The organism is Paraburkholderia sp. J63, assembly GCF_905220245.1.
Taxonomy (GTDB): Bacteria; Pseudomonadota; Gammaproteobacteria; order Burkholderiales; family Burkholderiaceae; genus Paraburkholderia.
In genome coordinates this window covers 23,826-44,634 of record NZ_CAJMZF010000052.1, presented here as the reverse complement: position 1 = coordinate 44,634, position 20,809 = coordinate 23,826, and the positions used below count along the sequence as shown (strand labels likewise).

Sequence of the window (20,809 nt, the reverse complement as noted above, 5' to 3'; positions counted from 1 at the left end):
CCGCTTACCCCTTGGTCACGCACGACGGGTCGGTGAAATCCGTGACGTGGCCGTTGTTGTACTTCGCAATGATGTTGTTGAAGAGCTTCGGGTCGACGGTCGAGAAGTACTCAACCGGCGCCTTCTCGCTCGGCTCCGAAACCTTCGCGTACTGGTCCATCGAAAGCGGCGTCTGGGCCGCCTTCACCTTCTGGACCCACGCGTCGAAATCCTGCTGGCTCGTGGCGAGCGTGCGGAACTTCATATCCGAGAAGCCCTTGCCGCTGTAGTTGGCGGAAATGCCCGCGTAGTCGCCCGCTTCGTCGGCGATCAGGTGCAGGCGCGTCTGCATGCCCGCCATCGCGTAGACCTGGGTGCCCAGCTGCGGGATGAAGAACGAGTTCATCACCGAGTCCGACGTGATGCGGAAATTGACCGGCGTGCCCACCGGCACGGCCAGCTGGTTCACCGTGGCAATGCCGAGGTCCGGGTAAATGAAGAGCCACTTCCAGTCGAGCGCGACGACTTCGACGTTGATGGGCTTGGTGCTCGATTCGAGCGGCTTGTAAGGATCGAGCTCGTGCGAGGTCTTCCAGGTGAGGATGGCGAGGAACAGGATGATGACGGCCGGAATGCTCCAGACCACCACTTCGATCGCCGTGGAATGCGCCCATTTGGGTGCGTAGGTGGCGTTGCGGTTGGACGCCCGGTAGCGCCAGGCGAAAAACAGCGTGAGCAGGATCACCGGCACCACCACCAGCAGCATGGCCCACGTGGCCGTGGCGATGAGGTGCTTTTCGGCCAGGCCGACGCTACCCTTGGGATCGAGCACGGTCAGCTCGCCGCTGCATCCCGCGAGGGAGGCGACAAGGCCGCTGCCGAGGGGGATTAACCACCTTTTGAAGGCTTTTCTCTTCATGTTTGCCTGTTCTTCCGTTTAACCACCTGGACGCTTTCATGCATTCACATCGCAAAAAAGCCATGCAAAATGCACCCGTAACGTGTTTGGCGAAATTCTACGGAAAGGCCTTATCCGGAAATTTGATCTCGGCTAAGGTTTTAGCCTGCGACAGATCTCGTTCGGGCAAGCGCGACGGAAAGACGCAAATAACTTTCGAATATCTTTCAGTCACGCGCGCAGCCCGGTGTGGCGGGCAATTCACGCGCGACGAGCGTGCCGGTGACGTGAAAGAGGGAAAGCCTGCGGGATGTCGAAAGCGGCAAGCGATGAGTCAGGCATCAGGTCTGACATTAATAATCGACTGGTCTCATAGAAAATAATTTGATAGGGAGATTCAGCCTGTTTTTATTCGACCTATAGTTTCAATAGAATTAAATCAAGCTCAATAGCGAGCATTTGCATTGTTGCAAGTCAAATACAGGCACAATAAAGCCCGCGGACGCCGTGATTTTTCGTCCCGAGCCGAGCCGCCGGCCGCGCACCGGTTGGCGAATCAATCCGCTTGCGCTATCGTCATGGGTTCCTTACGCGCCGCCTCCAGCCCTTGATCCGACGCCACGCCGCCATGAACCCCGCCAATCGCGCTTCGCCCGCCCCATCCGACGAACAGCCGGAGATGTCCGAAAAGCCGGGCGACTCCTACGTCCAGTCGTTCGCGCGCGGGCTTTCCGTGATCCGCGCGTTCAACGCCGAGCATCCCGAGCAAACGCTCACCGACGTCGCCGCCGCCACCGGCCTCACGCGCGCCGGGGCGCGCCGCATCCTGCTCACGCTGCAGACGCTCGGCTACGTGGAGGCCGAGGGGCGCCTGTTCCGGCTCACGCCGAGGATCCTCGACCTCGGCTTCGCGTATCTCACGTCGATGCCGTTCTGGAATCTGGCCGAGCCCGTCATGGAGGCGCTCTCGGCCGAAGTGCACGAAAGCTGCTCGGCCGCCGTGCTCGACCGCACCGAGATCGTCTATGTGCTGCGCGTGCCCACGCACAAGATCATGACGATCAATCTCTCGATCGGCAGCCGCCTGCCCGCCTATTGCACGTCGATGGGGCGCGTGCTGCTCGCGGCGCTCGACGAGCCGGCGCTCGACGCCACGCTCGGCGCCACGCCGCTCTACGCGCACACGCCGCGCACCGTCACCGACAAGGACGAGCTCAAGCAGATCATCACGCAGGTGCGGCAGCAGGGCTGGGCCATCGTCGACCAGGAGCTCGAAGGCGGGCTCATCTCGATTTCCGCGCCCATCCGCAACCGTCAGGGCCGCGTGATCGCCGCCATGAACATCAGCGGCAACGCCCAGCGCACCTCGGCCAAACAGATGGTCAAGGCGTTCCTCGAACCGCTCCAGCAGGCCGCCCAGCGCGTCTCGGAGATGGTGGCGCTGCGCACCTGAACCGGATTCTCCCGCTCACCGCCCCGGCGCGTGGCGAGCGGGCGCCCTTGCCCTCTTGCGTCATGTAACGTCCGCGAACACCTGGACGAGCCAGTCCGCGAAGGCGCGCACGCGCAGCGAAAGCTGCCGGTTCTGCGGAAATAGCACGGACACCGGCATGGGCGGCGGAGGCTCGCCCGCCAGCACCACGCACAGCTCGCCGTTGGCGAGTTGCTCGCGCACGCGGTAGCGCGGCACCTGCACGAGCCCGAGGCCCGCGACGGCGCCAGCCGTGTAGAGCTCCGCGCCGTTCACCGCGACCGGCCCCGGCAATGTGAGCGTGCGCACGCCCTCGGGCGTCGCGAATTCGAGCGGATGCGCGCGGCCCGTGGCCGGCGAGAGATAGTTGACGGCGCGATGGCCCGACGCGAGCGCATCGATCGACGCCGGGTCACCGTACCGTTCGAGATACGCGGGACTCGCCACCGTGACCTGCTCGAGCAGCGCGACGCGCCGCGCGATCATCGACGAATCGGCGAGTTCGCCCGCGCGCAGCACGCAGTCGATGCCCTCGCTCACGAGGTCGACGAATTGATCGCCCGAGCCGATGAAGAGCTCGACGCGCGGATAGCGCGCGAGAAACTGCGGCAGGCGCGGCATCACGAAATACTGCGCGAGCGTGCCCTGCATGTTCACGCGCAGACGCCCCTGCGGATCGGCGTCGCGAAAGGCTTCCTCGGTTTCCTCGAGATCGGCGAGCAGGCGCGTGCAGCGCTGGTAGTAGGCTTCGCCGTCGAGCGTGGGCAAGACCCGCCGCGTGGTGCGCTCCAGCAGCCGCACGCCAAGGCGCGTCTCCAGGCGCTTGATCGAATTGGTGACGGTGGCGCGCGGCAGGTTCAGGTCTTCGGCCGCCTGCGTGAAGCTGCGGCGGTCGACGATGCGCGTGAAAATCTGCATCTCCTGGAAACGGTCCAAGGGCACTCTCGAATGGGTTCACGGGGTCGCATGCATCTTCGCATGCCACCTGGCCGCCGCCAAAAATACCCGGCATTCGTGCGTGCCCTTTTGCCCGCATCAGAGCGAGCGGGACGCATCGAGCGCGCCAGGCCCCGGCACCTCGCGCGCACGATGCGCTCAGCCCGCCGCCACCCGCTGCACCGCCTCGACGAAGGCCATGCCCGCGTCCTCCAGCCGCCCCGAGTTGTCGATGTGCGTGAGCGATGCGCCCGCGGGCACCTCGAACGGCGCGCGCCGCGCGAGACGCGCGGCCACCTGCTCCGGCGTCTCCCGTGCGCGCGAGGCGAGCCGCGCGGCCAGCACATGCTGCGCGGCGTTCACGTGCACGAGCGTCATGCGCGGATAGCGCGCCAGCGCCTCGCTCACATAGGCGCGCGAGCCGTTCACCACCACGGTGCAGCCGAGCTTGAGCCATTGGTCGATCTCCACGCCGATGCCATAGCGCAGCGCGTGGCTGCGCCATTGCAGCGCGAAGAGGCCGAGGCGCGAGCGCGCTTCGAATTCGGTGTCGGTGAGGGCGATGTGGTTCTCGCCGCCGCCCGCCTCGCGCGTGATGTAGCGATGCGCGAACAGCACGCCGACGGCGGCGAGCCGCTCACGCGCAAAGCCGAGCAGCGAGTCCTTGCCCGCGCCCGAGGGACCCATCACGTAGATCAGGCGGGACGTCATGCGCGTTCCCCAGCCTGCCGAACGGGAACGGGAAAGGCAACGGAATCCGCGGGAAAATCCACGCGCCGCCACAACGCGAACGGCTCGCCCGGCTGCGGCTCGACGTAGAGCGCGACGCCCTCCACGGGCAGCGCGCCCGCGTCGCGCATCTGCGCATTCCAGGCGTGCGCGAGCGAAGTGCGCAGCGCTTCGTCGTCGAGCGAATCGGAGAGCGTCATGTGAAAGCGGAATTCGTCGAACACGTACGGGTAGCCCCATGCTTCGACATAGGCGCGCTGGCGCGGCGTGAGCGGCGCGTCAAGACGCTTCGCGAGCTCGTCGGCGGTTTGCGCGGCGCGCAGGTGGCCGAGCGTGCGCAGGGCGTCGGCGGCGAGTTCGCGCAGCGCGTGCGCGCCGCTTTCATCGGCGGCCCGCAGCGCGACGAAGCGCCCGAGCGTGGCCGCCTCCACGGCGAGCTCGAAGCGCGCGCGCCCCGCGGCCCAGGCCTGCGCGGCGGCAAGCAGCGTTTGCGGTTGCACGCCCGCGGCCAGCCGGAACGGCGGCACGAGCGTGCCGTGCCAGCCGTAGCGGCGCGGCGCGGCGGTGAGCGCATCGAGCGGCTGCGCGAGCCCGGCGGCCCGCGGCGGCGCGAGGGTCTCGCCGCTTTCCGGGTCGCGGCCGAGCCACGCGCAGCCGGCCCGCCACCATTGCGACGCGCGCGGCGGCGCGTAATAGAGCGCGAAGCGCGTGGCCTCGCTCCAGCTTTCGGGCGCCGCGCTCATACGTCGTGCTCCACCATCAACTGCACGCGGTCCGCCGCGAAATGCGTGATGCCGTATTTGATCGGCACGCCGTCGAGATCGACGTCGACGTTCTCGACCCACAGCACCGGCTGCTGACGGTTGATGTTCAGGCGCCGTGCCACTTCGGGCTCGGGCAGCACGCTGCCGATGCGGCTCCACTTGCGCAGGTAATCGGTCACGCCGAATTCGGCGAGCGCCTTCGAGGTGCTGTCCACGCGCTCCATGACCGCGGGCAGATCGGCGAAGCGCGCGGCCGGATACCAGCTGCGCGCATAGGTAAGCGGCACGCCTTCGGACTCGTGCAGCGTCTCCAGCCGATAGACCAGCGCGCCGGCGCGCAAGCCCAGCGCCTTCGCGACGCTCGGGTCGGCTTTCGCGCGCGACGAGGCGAGCAGCCGGCCCACCGCCGAGTGCTGATGGCGCTTCAGGTTCTCGGTGAAGCGCGTGCGCTTGCCGATGGTGTAGTCGATCGCACCGGGCTGCACGAAAGTGCCGCGGCCCTGCTCCACGCTCACGAGGCCGAGCGCGGCGAGTCCCAGCATGGCGCGGCGCACCGTGTGGCGGTTCACGTCGAAGCGCCGCGCGAGCTCGCCTTCGCTCGGCAGGCGGCCGTCCTCGCCGAAACCCTTTGCCGCGATCTCGGCCGCGAGGATCTGCTCGATCTGCCGCCACACCGCCACGCCTGCGCCGCGCTCGAGCGTGCTCTGCGGGGCGTCGTCGTTCAATGTCATGGTGCTGTCATTCCTCCGGGGTTCAATATGCGGTGTAGCTTGCGCATTGTAGTGCGCGAGGCGTGATGGAAATATGAAAACGTTCCCCTTGCGCCAGAGATCTTGATGTCACTCTAAACATCTAGACGTTTAGATGAGTAGATGCTTGAATATATGTCTTCGTTCACGACACAGGAACCCCGATGAACGCATCTCCCGTCCCGCCCACCGCGGCGTCCGACGCACGCCGCGCCTGGATGGCGGTTCTCGCGCGCACCCCGCGCGCCGAGCTGGAAGCGGCCTTCGCCGCGGCGCTCGGCAGCGAACGTGCGCCCGCTTTCGACTGGCTGCGCCCACCCCAGACCGGGCTCGCGATGGTGCGAGGGCGCGTCGGCGGCACCGGCAACGCCTTCAATCTCGGCGAAGCCACCGTTACGCGCGCCACGCTGCGGCTGCGTGCGCAGGCTGACACCGGCGGCAGCGGCGCCACCATCGGCGTGGCGTGCCATCTGGGCCGCGACAAGCGCCGCGCCGAACTGGCCGCGCTCGCCGACGCGCTCCTGCAACAGCCCGAGCGCCACGCCCGGCTCCACGCGCAATTGATCGAGCCGCTCGCGGCGCGCCTCGCGGCGCAACGCGCGGCGCGCCGCGACGCGACCGCCAGCACGAAGGTCGAGTTCTTCACGATGGTTCGAGGCGACGCATGAACGACCAATCCCGTATGTCCAACACGTCCGCCCTGCACGAGACGCTCGAAACGCTCGCGCCCGGTTTCACCAATCCCGTGCACGACACGCAGGCCGTCTTCCGCACGCTGCTCGGCGCGCTCTCGCGCCCCGGCACGATCGCCACGATCGAGACGCCGCTGCCCGCCGCGACGAGCGAGCCCCGGGCATCATCGGGCACGTCATCGGACGCCCCGCGCGCAGGCCTCGCGGTCTTTGCCGCGCTGCTCACGCTCTGCGACTACGCCACGCCCGTGTGGCTCGCGCAGCCCGACGCCGCGCTCGCATCCGCGCTGCGCTTTCACGCCGATGCCCCGCTCGTGGCCACGCCGCGCGAAGCCGCGTTCGCCTATGTGCACGACGCCGCCGCGCTGCCGCCGCTCGACGCCTTCGCATGCGGCACGCCCGAATCGCCCGAGCAATCGGCCACGGTATTCGTGCGCGTCGATTCGTTGACTGATGGCCCGTCGCTCACGCTGCGCGGTCCCGGCATCGAATCGACGCACACCGCCGCGCCCACCGGCCTGCCCGCACGCTTCTGGGAGGAGCGCGCGGCGCTCGCGCCGCTCTTTCCGTGCGGCATCGACTTCTACTTCGTCTGCGGCGCCCAAATCATGGGCCTGCCGCGCACAACCCGCGTGGAGGTGAACTGATGTACGTCGCCGTCAAAGGAGGAGAGCGCGCGATCGAAGCGTCGTGGCGCCTGCTCGACCAGGCTCGCCGCGGCGATACGCACGTGCCCGAACTCTCCGTCGCGCAGATCCGCGAACAGATGCGCCTCGCCGTGGCGCGCGTGATGGCCGAAGGCTCGGTCTACGACGAGGAGCTCGCCGCGCTCGCGATCAAGCAGGCCGCGGGCGATCTCGTGGAAGCGATCTTTCTGCTGCGCGCGTATCGGACGACGCTGCCGCGCTTCGGCTACACGCTGCCCGTGGAAACGGAGCAGATGGCCGTGCAGCGCCGCATCTCGGCCACCTTCAAGGACGTGCCCGGCGGCCAGGTGCTGGGGGCGACCTACGATTACACGCAACGTCTGCTCGATTTCGCCCTGCTGGCCGAAGGCGGCAATGATTCGGATATCGAATCATTTATGCTGGCGCACGCGCAACGCAGCGCATCGAACGAACCCGAGCCGATGCCGCGCGTGGTCACGCTGCTCGACAAGGAAGGCCTGATCGAGCAGGAAGCGCCGTCGAGCGACGCCCGCGAGCCCGGCGATCTCTCGCGCGACCCGCTCGCGTTCCCGGCCGACCGCTCCGTTCGCCTGCAGAACCTCGCGCGCGGCGACGAAGGCTTCCTGCTCGCGATGGGCTACGCCACGCAGCGCGGCTATGCGCATTCGCATCCGTTCGCGGGCGAGATCCGCTTTGGTTCGGTCTGCGTAGAAATGGTGCTCGACGAACTGGGCGAAGCGGTCGAGATCGGCGAGATCGAATTGACCGAGTGCCAGATGATCAACCAGTTCGCGGGCAGCAAGGACGTGCCGCCCGCCTTCACGCAAGGCTATGGTCTCGCATTCGGCCACGCGGAACGCAAGGCGATGGCGATGGCGCTCGTCGACCGCGCGCTGCGCGCCGAAGAGCTGGGCGAGACGCTGGCCTCGCCGACCCAGGACATCGAATTCATGCTCTCGCATAGCGACAACGTGGAGGCTTCGGGCTTCGTGCAGCACCTGAAGCTGCCGCATTACGTGGATTTCCAGGCCGAGCTCGAACTCGTGCGCCGCCTGCGCGCACAGCACGAAAACGGCGAACTGTCATCCGGGGAGGCCGCATGAACGCGCCCGATACCTTCGAGGCCACGCTCGCCTCGCACGAAACCCAGGCCGCCGAAGGCTACAACTTCGCGTATCTCGACGAGCAGACCAAGCGCATGATCCGCCGCGCGCTGCTCAAGGCGGTGGCCGTGCCCGGCTACCAGGTGCCGTTCGCCTCGCGCGAAATGCCGCTGCCGTATGGCTGGGGCACGGGCGGCATCCAGGTGACGGCGGCCATCATCGGCGCGAACGATACGCTCAAGGTGATCGACCAGGGCTCGGACGACACCACGAACGCCGTCAACATTCGCCGCTTCTTCGCGCGCACGACGGGCGTGGCCACCACGCGCCGCACGAGCGAGGCGACGATCGTGCAGACGCGTCACCGCATCCCGGAAACGCCGCTCACCGAGAAACAGATCCTCGTCTACCAGGTGCCGATGCCCGAGCCGCTATTCCGTCTGGAGCCGCGCGTGGCCGAGTGCAAGAAGCTCCACGCGCTCGCCGACTACGGGCTCATCAGCGTGAAGCTCTACGAGGACATCGTGCAGCACGGCAGCATTGCCACGACCTACGACTATCCCGTGACGGTAAACGGCCGCTATCTCACGTCGCCCTCGCCGATCCCGAAGTTCGACAACCCCAAGCTCCACATGAATGCCGCGCTGCAATTGTTCGGCGCGGGCCGCGAGCGCCGCATCTACGCGATCCCGCCTTATACGCCGGTGAAAAGCCTCGACTTCGACGATCATCCGTTCGACGTGCAGCGCTGGGACCACGCATGCGCGCTGTGCGGCTCGCGCGAGAGCTTCCTCGACGAAATGATCGTCGACGATGCGGGCAAGCGCATGTTCGTCTGCTCGGACAGCGACTATTGCCACGAGCGACGGAACACTGAGGATAACCAGGCAAGTGCGCAAGCGCTTGCATCGGGAGAACATGCATGACGCCGGGTTTCACGCCACTCCTTCGCGCCCGCCAGCTCACGAAGCAATACGGCGGCCGCAACGGCTGCCGCGACGTGAGCTTCGATCTCTATCCCGGCGAGGTGCTGTGCATCGTCGGCGAATCGGGCTCGGGCAAGACCACGCTGCTCAACACGCTCGCACTGCGCACCGGGGCCGATTCGGGCGCGCTCGAATACGTGAACGCGAACGGCGAAACGCTCGACCTGCTCACGCTTTCCGAGCCGCGCCGGCGCCTGCTCGCACGCACCGAATGGGGCTTCGTGCAGCAGAATCCGCGCGACGGGCTGCGTGCCGGCGTCTCGGCGGGCGCCAATATCGGCGAGCCGCTCATGGCCGTGGGCGCGCGCCACTACGGGCGCATCCGGCAGACCGCGCAGCAGTGGATGCAGCGCGTCGAGCTCGACGCCACGCGCATCGACGAATTGCCCGCCGCGTTCTCGGGCGGCATGCAGCAGCGCCTGCAGATCGCGCGCAATCTGGTCACGGGACCGCGCCTCGTGTTCATGGACGAGCCCACGGCCGGACTCGACGTTTCAGTGCAGGCGCGCCTGCTCGATCTGCTGCGCACGCTCACCACGACGCTGCACCTCTCGGTGCTGGTCGTCACGCACGACATCGGCGTCGCGCGCCTGCTCGCGCACCGGCTGATGGTGATGCAAGGCGGCACCGTGGTTGAAGCGGGCCTGACCGACCAGGTGCTCGACGATCCTCAGCATCCCTACACACAAACTCTGGTGGCCTCCGTGCTGCCGGTATAGGACGAGCCATGACACCGGATTCATCGATCGCGCGCGCGTTCGCCGAGCGCCCCGCACTCATGCTGCGCGCCGAAAACGTGCGCAAGACCTTCACGCTGCACGGCCAGGGCGGCATCGGCATCGAAGCGCTCGCGGGCGTCTCGCTCGACGTCGAGCGCGGCGAATGCGTCGTGCTGGTCGGGCCCTCGGGCGCGGGCAAAAGCACGTTCCTGCGCTGCCTCTACGGCAACTATCTCGCGAGCGGCGGCTCAATCGCGATTCGCGACGAAGCCGCGCCCGGGCAGCATCTGGAGATCGCCGGCGCCGAGCCCCACGACGTGCTGCGCCTGCGCCGCAACGTGGTGGGCTACGTGAGCCAGTTCCTGCGCGTGATTCCGCGCGTGAGCGCGCTCGATATCGTCGCCGCGCCGCTCGTCTCGCGCGGCGTGGAGCAAGACGAAGCGCGCGAACAAGCCGCCGCGCTGCTCGCGCGCCTGAACGTGCCGCGGCGCCTCTGGCCGCTCGCGCCCGCGACCTTCTCGGGCGGCGAGCAGCAGCGCGTGAACATCGCGCGCGGTCTGATCGCGCAGCATCGCGTGCTGCTGCTCGACGAGCCCACGGCCTCGCTCGACGCCGAAAACCGCGAAGTGGTCGCGGGCCTGATCGTGGAAGCGCGCGAGCGCGGCGCGGCGATCGTCGGCGTCTTTCACGACGAGGACACGCGCGTGCGCGTGGCCACGCGCGTGCTGGCGCTCGCTGCACCGCAGGCGCCCGCGCCCGCGCCCGCGACCGCGACGGAAATGGCCTGAAAGTGCCCTGAAAAACCACGGCCTGTCATTTGCGGCAGGCACAATCCCCTTTGAATCCGCGCCTGCACTGGCGCTCGAATGGCATCAAGAATGCGACCCGATTTCCGGAGCCCGACGATGTTGATCAAGAACGCTCGCATCGTGACGCGAGACGAAGTTTTCACCGGCACGCTACGTGTCGAAGACGGCACGATCCGTGAGATCTCGCGCGGCACGACGGCCGCGCCCGATGCGCAGGACTGGGAAGGCGACTTCCTGCTGCCGGGGCTCGTCGAGCTGCACACCGACAACCTCGAAAAGCACCTCGCGCCGCGCCCCGGCGTGCACTGGAACACCGACGCCGCGTTCGTGATCCACGACGCGCAGATCGCCGCCGCTGGCATCACCACGGTGTTCGATGCGCTCGCCATCGGCACGCGCGCCGCCGTGAGCGTGCGCGGCCGCGAGGTGCAGCTCGCGAGCGCCGCCGCGCTCACGCGCTTTTCGGAGCGCCAGTTGCTGCGCGCCGACCACTTTCTGCACCTGCGCTGCGAGATCGCGACCGAAGACGTGATCGAGCTATTCGACACGCTGAGCGAGCACCCGCTCTTGCGCCTCGCCTCGGTGATGGACCACACGCCGGGCCAGCGCCAGTGGCACGACCGCAGCCAATGGCGGCGCTTCCAGGAGCGCCACGGCAAATGGACCGACGAAGAGGCCGAGACCCTGCTCGCCGAGATGGCCACCGAGCAGGAGCGCTATGCCGAAGCCCATCGCCGCGAGATCGTCGAGCGCTGCCGCGCGCGCGGGATCCCGCTCGCGAGCCATGACGACACGCTCGTCGAGCACGTCGAGCAGGCGGCCGAGGAAGGCATCGTGCTCGCCGAATTTCCGACCACGCGCGTGGCCGCCGAGGAAGCCAGGAAGCGCGGCATCGCGACGATCATGGGCGCGCCCAATGTGGTGCGCGGCGGCTCGCATTCGGGCAACGTCTCGGCGCTCGAACTGGCGCAGGCGGGCCTGCTCGACATCCTCTCGTCGGACTACGTGCCCTCGAGCCTCCTGACCGCCGCGTTCGACCTCGTGACCAGGGCCGACTGGACGCTGCCGCGCGCGCTCGCCACGGTCTCGTGGAAGCCAGCGCACAAGGCTGGCCTTACCGACCGCGGCGCGATCGAGCCCGGCCTGCGCGCGGACTTCGTGCGCGTGACGATGCTCGACGCGCTGCCCGTGCCGCGCGCGACGTATCGCGCGGGCGTGCGCGTGGTCTGAGCGAAGCCGAAGCGCGCCTCCGTGCGCGCGCTTCATGCTGCATTCACACGCGCCTTCCGCGATGAATCACGGTGCTGCATCGCAACGAAAACAGGGCACGCCGACGGTCTGCCTGACACCGAAGCCAACGGCGCGCCATCGTTTTGTTTTCAACTCCCCTTCATATGCATGCCGCATTGTTCAGACTGTTGCGGCGGAGCATCGCAATTCCCCTCGCGGGCACCGCCCACGGCGCCCGGCCCGAACTCCGTGTGCCTTGTCCCACAAGGCTTTGCGCCCAGGCGCAGCGCTCTGCGAACGAACGTTCACGCACTTTTGATCCCGCCATCCGGTATTACACTAGCGACGCAGCAATTTTGACCAGGTAAGCTTTGCGCCGCCGCTCGCTCCCAAGCCAGCGAGCCCAACGAAAGTTCCGGCGCGAGCCGCGCCGGAACAATGCGCGGCGGCGGCACACCGCACGCTGCGCGCCCTGAACCATACCGAGGAGTACACATAGTGAAAAAACTGCTTGCCACCCTGTCGGTTGCCCTGCTCGCCGTCTCGGCCGGCGTCGCCCACGCGAAGGACTGGACCACCGTGCGCTTCGGCGTCGACGCGAGCTACGCGCCGTTCGAATCCAAGGCACCCGATGGCAAGCTCGTCGGCTTCGACATCGACCTCGGCAACGAGATCTGCAAGCGCCTGAACGCGAAGTGCGTCTGGGTCGAGCAGGACTTCGACGGCATGATCCCGGGCCTGAAGGCGAAGAAGTTCGACGGCGTGCTTTCCTCGATGACGATCACCCCGCAGCGCGAAGAGCAGATTGCCTTCTCGGCGAAGCTGTTCAACACGCCGACGCGTCTGGTCGCCAAGAAGGGCTCGAGCCTTCAGCCGACGGCCGACTCGCTCAAGGGCAAGTCGGTGGGCGTCGAGCAGGGCACGATCCAGGAAACCTATGCGAAGGAAAACTGGGCGCCCAAGGGCGTGAACGTGGTGCCTTACCAGAACCAGGACCAGGTCTATGCCGACTTGCTCTCGGGCCGTCTGGACGCTGCGCTGCAGGATGAAGTGCAGGCCGACCTCGGCTTCCTGAAGACGCCGCGCGGCGCGGGCTTCCAGTTCGCGGGCAAGGAAATCCCGACGGGCGCGGCGGCCATCGGCCTGCGCAAGGAAGACACCGACCTGAAGACGAAGATCGACAAGGCCATCGCCGACATGATCAAGGACGGCACGTACAAGAAGATCGAGTCGAAGTACTTCGACTTCGACGTGTACGGCAGCTAAGCATCGCCCGAGCACCGGCGCCGCGTGAAGACGCGGAGCCGGTTTGACGAGGGAAGAAAGCCCAGACCCATCCGGTCTGGGCTTTCTGCTTTCTGGCCGTGGAATGTTCCTGTTCGCGCCCCGGGGAAGCGGGCGCCCCGCTTTCGGCCCGCTGTCCATATCGGCTAAGATCATGTGCACCGGCCCGCCCGCGGGCCATCCCTACCCCTCACTCTGAACGCGCCGTGCGCCTGCGCGCGCCGCGCGAGCCCATCATGCAAACCCACCACCATCCGTTGATAGCGCCTGCACTCGGCACCGTGCGCCAGATCACGAGCTTCCATTACGGCCCAACCAGCGGTCAATCCGGCGGCAAGAAGGTGTACGTGCAATCGTCCCTGCACGCCGACGAGCTGCCCGGCATGCTCACCGCCTGGGCGCTGCGGCGCAAGCTTGCCGCGCTCGAAGCCGCGGGCCGCTTGCTCGGCGAGATCGTGATCGTGCCGGTGGCGAACCCCATCGGCCTGAACCAGCATTGGCTCGGCCATCTGATCGGCCGCTTCGAGTCGAACACCGCGCAGAACTTCAATCGCAACTTCTACGATCTCACGGCGCTCGTGCTGCCGCAGATCGAGGCGCGCCTCGGCCCCGACGCCGACGCGAACCGCCGCGCCATTCGCGCCGCGATGGGCGAGGCGCTCGCGGCGCAAAAGCCGAAGACCGAAATCGAGTCGCAGCGCCTCGCGCTGCAGCGCCTGTCCTATGACGCCGATATCGTGCTCGACCTGCATTGCGACTGGGAAGCCGCGCTGCACATCTACACGAATCCCGAGCTCTGGCCCGAGGTCGAACCGCTCGCGCGCTATCTGGACGCCAAGGCGTCGCTGCTCGCGCTCAATTCGATCGGCAATCCGTTCGACGAAATTCACAGCTTCTGCTGGTCGGAGCTGCGCGAGCGCTTCGGCCAGCGCTTCCCGATTCCGCACAGCTCGATTTCGGTGACCGTGGAGCTGCGCAGCCAGCGCGACGTCTCGCACGAATTCGCCGAGCACGATGCGCAAGCCATCGTCGATTATCTGATTGGCTATGGCGTGATCGAGGGCACGGCGGCCCCGCTGCCGCCGCTCGCGCATCCAGCCACGCCGCTCGCGGGCACGGAACCCATCACGGCGCCGGCAAGCGGCGTGATCGTGTTCCGCGCCGAATGCGGCGCGTGGATCGAAGCCGGCGCACCGGTCGCCGACATCGTGGACCCGCTCACCGACGAATTGACCACGCTGTATGCGAGTGTGAGCGGCGTGATGTACGCGCGGCATAGCGCGCGCTTCGCGACGGCCGGCATGGAGATCGCGCGCATTGCGGGCGACAGGCCGATCCGCACGGGTTCGCTGCTTTCGCTTTGATGTTTTGCTGATGCTTTCCCGGGCGCAGGGGCTCGTGTCCTGATACGAACGAGCCCGTGCGCCTCACCGGCAAAACTCCCCTTCCAGTTAATTCGGATTGCCAATCAAATCGGCGATCCATATACGAATCTGGATGATTTAAAGCAGAAAATTTTATAACCCGCATTTCTCTGCTTCCCGCGCCGCATTCGCCCCCTTCCCATTCCCGCCGACCCAATCCCGGCGCGGCTCGTGGCCAGCTTGCGCCACTCGCAAGCCCCTTGTGGCATCCGCACCACACCAGGGCGACATTCAGCCTGCATATCCTTACTGTCACATTGCTTTCGTGATCGACCCTTAAATTGCAGCGCGTCGCACCAACCGGCTCCCAAGAAGCCCGGCACAGACTTTCCTTCATCCGGAGAAACAGTTGAAAAACAAGATTTTGACCACCGCTATTCTGACCACGTTTGCGGGCGCCGCTCACGCGCAAAGCAGCGTGACCCTGTACGGCCTGATCGATGCGGGCGTGAACTACATCAACCACGTTCAGGACGCGTCCAAGGGCAGCTCGAAGGCCTTCACGTTCGGCGACGGCGTCGCGCAAGGCAGCCGTTGGGGCCTGCGCGGCTCGGAAGACCTGGGCGGCGGCCTGAAGGCGATCTTCGTGCTCGAAAACGGCTTCAACGTCGGTAACGGCACGGCCGGCCAGGGCGGCGCGATGTTCGGCCGTCAGGCCTATGTCGGCCTCACGAAGGACAACATCGGCTCGCTCACGTTCGGCCGTCAATACTCGTTCAGCACGGACGTGCTCGGCGGGCAGTACTCGACGGGCGGCAACACGGTCTCGGGCAACTGGGCCTACCACGTCAACGACGTCGACCAGCTCACGTCGAGCCGCATCAACAACGCCGTCAAGTTCCAGAGCGTGAACTTCTCGGGCTTCACATTCGGCGGCCTCTATGGCTTCTCGAACACGACCTCGTTCGCGGGCTCGCCGGCCGGCACCGCGACGGCCTCTTCGCGCGCGTACAGCTTCGGCGCGAACTACGCATACGGTCCGTTCAGCCTCGGCGGCGCGTACACGGACATCACCTATCCGGCCGCGGCATCGCCGACGACGTTCTCGACCTCGCTCGCCAACGTCAACACGACCGGCAGCAGCACGGGCGTGATCCGCGATCTGCGCTCGTTCGGTTTCGGCGGCCGCTACGTGTTCGGCCCGGCGACGATGTGGCTGCTCTGGACCAACACGCGCTTCGCGCCGGTCACGGGTTCGTCGACGCTCTACAACGCCTATGAAGCGGGCGCCAAGTACGCGTTCACGCCGGCCTTCACGGCCGCGGTGGGCTACACGTACTCGCGCGCTTCGGGCCTGTTCACGGCGCACTGGAACCAGGTCAACGCGTCGGCCGACTATGCGCTCAGCAAGCGCACGGACGTCTACGCGCTCGTGGCTTACGAAGACGCATCGGGCACCTACAAGGGCGCGCCGGTCCAGGCGCAGATCGGCGATTCGTCATCGAGCATCTTCGCCCCGTCGGGCAGCGGCTCGCAGAACCAGGTCGCGCTGCGCGTGGGCATCCGCCACAAGTTCTAAGCTTGTGCCACACGGCGCCGCTGGCTGCGGCGCCGTGCGAGCTGCCGCTTCGCGCGCGCTTCTGGTACGCTGCGCCCTTTCCCCTCGCAGCGATCGAATCGATGGAACTCCCTTTCAACGAAGCCGGCGTCTCGGTCACGCGCACCGCGCTCTCCGCCGCGGGCCAGGTCTTCCCGTTGCGCGACATCGACGACTTGCGCATCGTCGCCGGGCAGCGCAAGCGCACGGTGCCCATCGCGCTCTCGCTGATCGGCGTGGCGCTCGCCGCGGCAGGCGGCGCATACGGCTCGGGCGCCGGACTCGCATGCGGCGTGATGATGGTGGTCGTGGGCTGGCTCGCGTGGATCTGGCAGGAAGCCCGGCACCAGCTCTTCGTCGTGACGGGCGGCGAATCGCGCGAAGCGGTCTGGAGCGCCGACCTTGCCTTCCTCGAGCGCGTCGAGCAGGCCGTGCGCGCGGCCAAGGCCGCCAGCACCGAGGCGAGCGCGGCGCGCCCCGCCGCGCAGTAAGTCCGCGAGCGACCACAGTACGGACGTCAACTCGACCTCAACCCGCCGCGCATCACTAGCAATCACTACCGGCGCGCATCAGCGCGCCGTATCGATCGGCAAGGTATGCCAGATCTCGCGCGCGTACTCCGCAATCGCGCGGTCCGACGAGAACATGCCCATGCCCGCCACGTTCTCGATCGCGCTCGCGGTCCAGCCAGGCACGTCGACGAAGCGCCGGTCCGCCGCCTCCTGCGCCTGCACGAACGCGGCGTAGTCGGCGAGCACCATGTAGTGATCGCCCCAGTCCACGAGCGTGTGGAAGATTTCCGCGTAACGCGCCGGATCTTCAGGCGAGAAAAAGCCCTTGCGAATCTGGTCGAGCACCATGCGCAGCTCGGCATTCTCTTCGTAGATCTGACGCGGCCGGTAGCCCGCGCAACGCAGCGCATCGACCTGGTCGGACGTATTGCCGAAGATGAAGATGTTGTCCGCGCCCACGGCCTCGCCGATCTCGATGTTCGCGCCGTCCAGCGTGCCCATCGTCAGCGCGCCGTTGAGCGCGAGCTTCATGTTGCCGGTGCCCGACGCCTCGGTGCCCGCCGTCGAGATCTGCTCGGAAAGGTCGGCTGCGGGAATCAGCACTTCGGCCACGCTCACGCCGTAGTTCGGCACGAACACCACCTTGAGGCGGTCGCCCACGACGGGGTCCTGATTCACCTTGTCGGCCACGTCGTTGATGAGGCGAATGATGGTCTTGGCCATGCGGTAAGCCGAGGCCGCCTTGCCCGCGAACAGCACCACGCGCGGCACCCAGTCTCGTTCGGGCTCCTGCACGATGCGGTTGTAGCGCGTGATCACGTGCAGCACGTTGAGCAGTTGCCGCTTGTATTCGTGGATGCGCTTGACCTGCATGTCGAACAGCGCGTCGGGATTGAACGCGAGGCCGGTTCGCGCGGTCATCTTGCGGATGAGGCGCACCTTGTTCTCGCGCTTGGCCGCGCGGAACGCCTCTTCGAACGCCGCGTCGCCGGCGAGCTTGCGCAGCGCGCCGAGCTCGAACAGATCGGTGCGCCAATGCGTGCCGATGGTCTCGTCCACGAGCCGCGCGAGCGGCGGGCTCGCCTGGGCGAGCCAGCGCCGCGGCGTGATGCCGTTGGTCACATTGGTGAAGCGCTCGGGAAACAGCCGCGCGAAGTCGGCGAAGATATCGCGCGTCATCAGTTGCGAGTGCAGCTTCGAGACGCCATTGACCTTGTGGCTCGCGACGATCGCGAGATAGGCCATGCGCACGCGCCGCTGGCCGTATTCGTCCACGAGCGAAATGCGGCGGATGAAGTCGAGATCGTGCGTGCCCTTCTCGCTCGCCTCGCGCAGGAACGCGGCGTTGATGTCGAAGATAATCTCGAGATGGCGCGGCAGCAGGCGCGCCAATAGTTCGACGTCCCAGGTTTCCAGCGCTTCGGGCATCAGCGTGTGATTCGTGTACGAGAATACGCGCTTGACGTGGCCCATCGCCTCGTTCCAGGGCATGTGATGGACGTCCACGAGCAGGCGGATCAGCTCGGGGATCGCCAGCACCGGGTGCGTATCGTTCAGATGTACCGCGACCTTGTCGGAGAAGCGGCCGAACGTGCTGTGCGTGCGCAGGTGGCGGCGGATCAGATCCTGCATCGTCGCCGAGACGAAGAAGTATTCCTGGCGCAGGCGCAATTCGCGGCCCGCCATGGTCGAATCGTCGGGATAGAGCAGGCGCGAGACGTTCTCGGATATGTTGCGCGCTTCCACCGCGCGCTGATACTCGCCCTGATTGAACGCCAGGAGATTGAGCTCCTCGGCGGCGCGCGCGGACCACAGGCGCAGCGTGTTGGTCGCGCTCGTCGCGTAGCCGGGAATGATGGTGTCGTAGGCCATCGCGTTCACGTGCTGCGTCTCGATCCACTCGACGGCGCCGTTGCGCTGCACGGTGCGTCCGCCGAAATGCACCGGATACTGGACCTCGGGGCGCGGAAATTCCCATGGGTTGCCCGAGCTCAGCCAGTAGTCGGGCTCCTCCACCTGCTCGCCGTTAATGATCTGCTGGCGAAACATGCCGTAGTCGTAGCGGATGCCGTAGCCGAAGCCCGGAATGCCGAGCGTGGCCATCGAGTCGAGAAAGCACGCGGCGAGGCGCCCGAGGCCGCCGTTGCCGAGCGCGGCGTCGGGCTCGAGGTCGATCAGCGCTTCCATGTCGACGCCGAGGCCCGCGAGCGCCTCTTTCATCGGCTCGTAGATGCCGAGCGCGAGCAGCGCATTGGAGAAGGTGCGGCCGATGAGGAATTCCATCGACAGGTAATAGACGCGCTTGGCGTCCTGGTCGTACTGGCGGCGCGTGGTCACCATCCAGCGCTCGACGAGACGGTCGCGCACGGCAAGCGCGGCGGCGTGCAGCCAGTCCTGCGGACGCGCCGTCACGGCGTCCTTGCCGACGCCATACATCATGCGGTTCGACACGGAACGGCGCAGGGCGTCGGCACTGCTCTTCAACTGGTCGAATTCAAGACCCACTGCTGTCATCGAATGTCTCCCGAAAAAACGGCGCGCTGCGGACAGCGGACGCGGCAAATGCGGCCGCCGGGCAGCGCGGATCAGTTTGCAGAGTAGGACATTTTCGGGTGGCGTGCGGCGCCGCGCCATGCCCGTGGCGCATGGCTTTCCGCGTGGATGCGCGGCGCACTGGCGGCTCGCGGGAATTGGGCGCTCTTGGCGGTTAGTTGCGTTTGAAGCGCATTGGCGAACGGTTTTTCCGCGCTCGTGCCTGCGTTTGTGGCCCACGCCCGCGCCACCTTACAGGCGGCTCACGCTTTGAAACGGCCGCTGCAGAATCGGGCCGCCTCTGCAACAATCGCGAGATGCGCGCCCGCGCCTGCCGGGTTCGCGCGTAAGCGCCCCCCGCTTCGAATCAGCCGAGATCCGCCGTGTCCGAAACCCGCACCGCGCAAAGCGTCACCGAGCGCGCCGACGCGCCCATGTCGCCCAAAAACCGCCGCGCGATGGCCGCGATCATGCTCGCCGTCGCGCTGGCGACGCTCGACACGGCCATCGCCAACACCGCCCTGCCCGCCATCGCCGCCGATCTGCACGCGGCGCCCGCCGCCTCGGTCTGGATCATCAACGCGTACCAGCTCGCGATGGTGGCGACGCTGCTGCCGCTCGCCGCGCTAGGCGACATCGTCGGGCACCGGCGCATCTATATCAGCGGGCTCGCGATCTTCACGGTGGCGTCGCTGGCCTGCTCGCTCGCGCCCACGCTCACGGCGCTCGCCGGCGCGCGCGTGCTGCAGGGACTCGGCGCGAGCGCGATCATGAGCGTCAACACGGCGCTGATCCGTTTTCTCTACCCGCCGCACCGGCTCGGACGCGGGCTGGGCATGAACGCGCTGATCGTGGGCGTCTCGTTCGCCGTGGGGCCGACCATCGCCTCGATCATTCTCTCGGCGGGCACCTGGCCCTGGCTCTTCGGGATCAACGTGCCGCTCGGGCTGGTCGCGCTCGTGTTCGCGCTGCCCGCGCTGCCGCACACGGAGCGCGGCAAGCACGCCTTCGACCCGCTCGCCGCGCTGCTCAACCTCGTGACCTTCGCCGCGCTGATCTTCGCGCTCGGCGAGGCGGCGCAGCGCGCGCCGGGCAAGGAAGTGGCCGTGGCCGCGGTCACGGCGCTCGTGTTCGGCGCGCTGCTGATCCGCCGCGAGGCTGGGCATCCCGCGCCGATGCTGCCCGTCGACCTGTTCAAGCGGCCCGTATTCGCGCTCTCTTCATTGACGGCCATGTGCTCGTTCGCGGCCCAGGGTCTCGCGTTCGTCTCGCTGCCGTTCTATTTCGAAACCGTGCTGATGCGCAGCCAGGTGGAAACGGGCTTCCTGATGACGCCTTGGTCCGTGGTCGTGGCCGCCGCCGCGCCCATTGCGGGACGGCTCTCCGACCGCTATCCGCCGGGCCTGCTCGGCGGGATCGGCCTTGCGATCCTCGCGGCCGGCATGGCGTCGCTCGCACTGCTGCCCGCGCATCCGGGCCTGCCCGATATCGTGATCCGCATGTCGATCTGCGGCGCGGGCTTCGGCTTCTTCCAGTCGCCGAACCTGAAGGCGATCATGTCGTCGGCGCCGCCCGAGCGCAGTGGCGGCGCGAGCGGCACCATCGCGGTCTCGCGCCTGCTCGGACAGACCACGGGCGCGGCGCTCGTGGCGCTGTGCTTCGGGATTGCGGGCGCGCATGGGCCCACGCTGGCGCTGGGTCTGGGCGCCGCCTTTGCGGCGGCGGCGAGCGTGGCGAGCGGCTTGCGGCTGTTCGCGCCGTCGCATCGCGCCGTAAAGAAGTGAGCG

The 20,809-nt window shown here is 67.2% G+C and carries 19 protein-coding genes; 13 read left to right on the top strand and 6 right to left on the bottom strand.

Annotation, left to right across the window (positions count from 1 at the left end):
* Nucleotides 1-4 precede the first annotated feature (4 nt).
* Nucleotides 5-898, bottom strand: coding sequence for a ubiquinol oxidase subunit II (gene cyoA, locus U5775_RS34130; RefSeq protein ID WP_322062540.1), 894 nt, complete (start codon nt 896-898; stop codon nt 5-7).
* Nucleotides 899-1,505: 607 nt separating this feature from the next.
* Here cyoA and U5775_RS34125 point away from each other — a divergent pair.
* Nucleotides 1,506-2,330: an IclR family transcriptional regulator gene (locus U5775_RS34125; RefSeq protein WP_415913718.1), complete on the top strand. Its 825-nt coding sequence runs from the start codon at nt 1,506-1,508 to the stop codon at nt 2,328-2,330.
* A 60-nt stretch (nt 2,331-2,390) separates the two neighbouring features.
* On the opposite strand, the gene U5775_RS34120 is transcribed toward U5775_RS34125, so the two are convergent.
* The 4 genes from U5775_RS34120 to phnF form a co-directional block, all read right to left on the bottom strand.
* Nucleotides 2,391-3,284, bottom strand: a complete 894-nt coding sequence (locus tag U5775_RS34120) for a LysR family transcriptional regulator (RefSeq protein ID WP_322062538.1) — start codon at nt 3,282-3,284, stop codon at nt 2,391-2,393.
* Nucleotides 3,285-3,443: 159 nt separating this feature from the next.
* Nucleotides 3,444-3,995: a phosphonate metabolism protein/1,5-bisphosphokinase (PRPP-forming) PhnN gene (gene phnN / locus U5775_RS34115; protein ID WP_322062537.1), complete on the bottom strand. Its 552-nt coding sequence runs from the start codon at nt 3,993-3,995 to the stop codon at nt 3,444-3,446.
* A complete protein-coding gene (locus U5775_RS34110) occupies nt 3,992-4,756 on the bottom strand; it encodes a DUF1045 domain-containing protein (RefSeq protein ID WP_322062536.1) in 765 nt (254 codons plus the stop codon). The genes phnN and U5775_RS34110 overlap by 4 nt, the downstream gene beginning before the upstream one ends.
* Nucleotides 4,753-5,508, bottom strand: coding sequence for a phosphonate metabolism transcriptional regulator PhnF (gene phnF, locus U5775_RS34105; RefSeq protein WP_322062535.1), 756 nt, complete (start codon nt 5,506-5,508; stop codon nt 4,753-4,755). The genes U5775_RS34110 and phnF overlap by 4 nt, the downstream gene beginning before the upstream one ends.
* Before the next feature lie 182 nt (nt 5,509-5,690).
* Here phnF and phnG point away from each other — a divergent pair, with 182 nt between their 5' ends.
* The 11 genes from phnG (at nt 5,691) to U5775_RS34050 (ending at nt 16,469) form a co-directional block, all read left to right on the top strand.
* The gene (gene phnG, locus U5775_RS34100) at nt 5,691-6,194 is read left to right on the top strand and encodes a phosphonate C-P lyase system protein PhnG (protein ID WP_322062534.1); all 504 of its coding nucleotides are present in this window, start codon (nt 5,691-5,693) and stop codon (nt 6,192-6,194) included.
* The gene (phnH, locus tag U5775_RS34095) at nt 6,191-6,865 is read left to right on the top strand and encodes a phosphonate C-P lyase system protein PhnH (protein ID WP_322062533.1); all 675 of its coding nucleotides are present in this window, start codon (nt 6,191-6,193) and stop codon (nt 6,863-6,865) included. Before phnG ends, phnH begins: the two co-directional genes overlap by 4 nt.
* Nucleotides 6,865-7,989, top strand: a complete 1,125-nt coding sequence (locus U5775_RS34090; protein ID WP_322062532.1) for a carbon-phosphorus lyase complex subunit PhnI — start codon at nt 6,865-6,867, stop codon at nt 7,987-7,989. Before phnH ends, U5775_RS34090 begins: the two co-directional genes overlap by 1 nt.
* Nucleotides 7,986-8,915, top strand: a complete 930-nt coding sequence (locus tag U5775_RS34085; RefSeq protein WP_322062531.1) for an alpha-D-ribose 1-methylphosphonate 5-phosphate C-P-lyase PhnJ — start codon at nt 7,986-7,988, stop codon at nt 8,913-8,915. The genes U5775_RS34090 and U5775_RS34085 overlap by 4 nt, the downstream gene beginning before the upstream one ends.
* Complete coding sequence (gene phnK, locus U5775_RS34080) at nt 8,912-9,694, top strand: phosphonate C-P lyase system protein PhnK (protein WP_322062530.1); 783 nt, start codon at nt 8,912-8,914, stop codon at nt 9,692-9,694. Before U5775_RS34085 ends, phnK begins: the two co-directional genes overlap by 4 nt.
* Nucleotides 9,695-9,702: 8 nt before the next feature.
* Nucleotides 9,703-10,482 carry a phosphonate C-P lyase system protein PhnL gene (gene phnL / locus U5775_RS34075; RefSeq protein WP_322062529.1) on the top strand — a complete coding sequence of 260 codons (780 nt, stop codon included), beginning with the start codon at nt 9,703-9,705 and terminating at the stop codon, nt 10,480-10,482.
* A gap of 117 nt (nt 10,483-10,599) precedes the next feature.
* Entirely contained in the window at nt 10,600-11,733 is a 1,134-nt protein-coding gene (locus U5775_RS34070) for an alpha-D-ribose 1-methylphosphonate 5-triphosphate diphosphatase (protein WP_322062528.1), read from the top strand.
* Nucleotides 11,734-12,231: 498 nt separating this feature from the next.
* A complete protein-coding gene (locus U5775_RS34065) occupies nt 12,232-12,999 on the top strand; it encodes an ABC transporter substrate-binding protein (protein WP_322062527.1) in 768 nt (255 codons plus the stop codon).
* Nucleotides 13,000-13,253: 254 nt separating this feature from the next.
* Nucleotides 13,254-14,381, top strand: coding sequence for a succinylglutamate desuccinylase/aspartoacylase family protein (locus U5775_RS34060; protein ID WP_322062526.1), 1,128 nt, complete (start codon nt 13,254-13,256; stop codon nt 14,379-14,381).
* 409 nt (nt 14,382-14,790) lie between these two features.
* On the top strand, nt 14,791-15,960 hold the full coding sequence (locus tag U5775_RS34055) for a porin (protein ID WP_322062525.1): 1,170 nt from the start codon (nt 14,791-14,793) through the stop codon (nt 15,958-15,960).
* Nucleotides 15,961-16,061: 101 nt separating this feature from the next.
* Nucleotides 16,062-16,469 carry a DUF6232 family protein gene (locus U5775_RS34050; RefSeq protein ID WP_322062524.1) on the top strand — a complete coding sequence of 136 codons (408 nt, stop codon included), beginning with the start codon at nt 16,062-16,064 and terminating at the stop codon, nt 16,467-16,469.
* A gap of 78 nt (nt 16,470-16,547) precedes the next feature.
* Here U5775_RS34050 and U5775_RS34045 read toward each other — a convergent pair whose 3' ends face one another.
* Nucleotides 16,548-19,004: a glycogen/starch/alpha-glucan phosphorylase gene (locus U5775_RS34045; protein ID WP_322062523.1), complete on the bottom strand. Its 2,457-nt coding sequence runs from the start codon at nt 19,002-19,004 to the stop codon at nt 16,548-16,550.
* Nucleotides 19,005-19,456: 452 nt separating this feature from the next.
* On the opposite strand from U5775_RS34045, the gene U5775_RS34040 reads away from it, so the two are divergent.
* Nucleotides 19,457-20,806, top strand: a complete 1,350-nt coding sequence (locus U5775_RS34040; RefSeq protein WP_322062549.1) for an MFS transporter — start codon at nt 19,457-19,459, stop codon at nt 20,804-20,806.
* Nucleotides 20,807-20,809 lie beyond the last annotated feature (3 nt).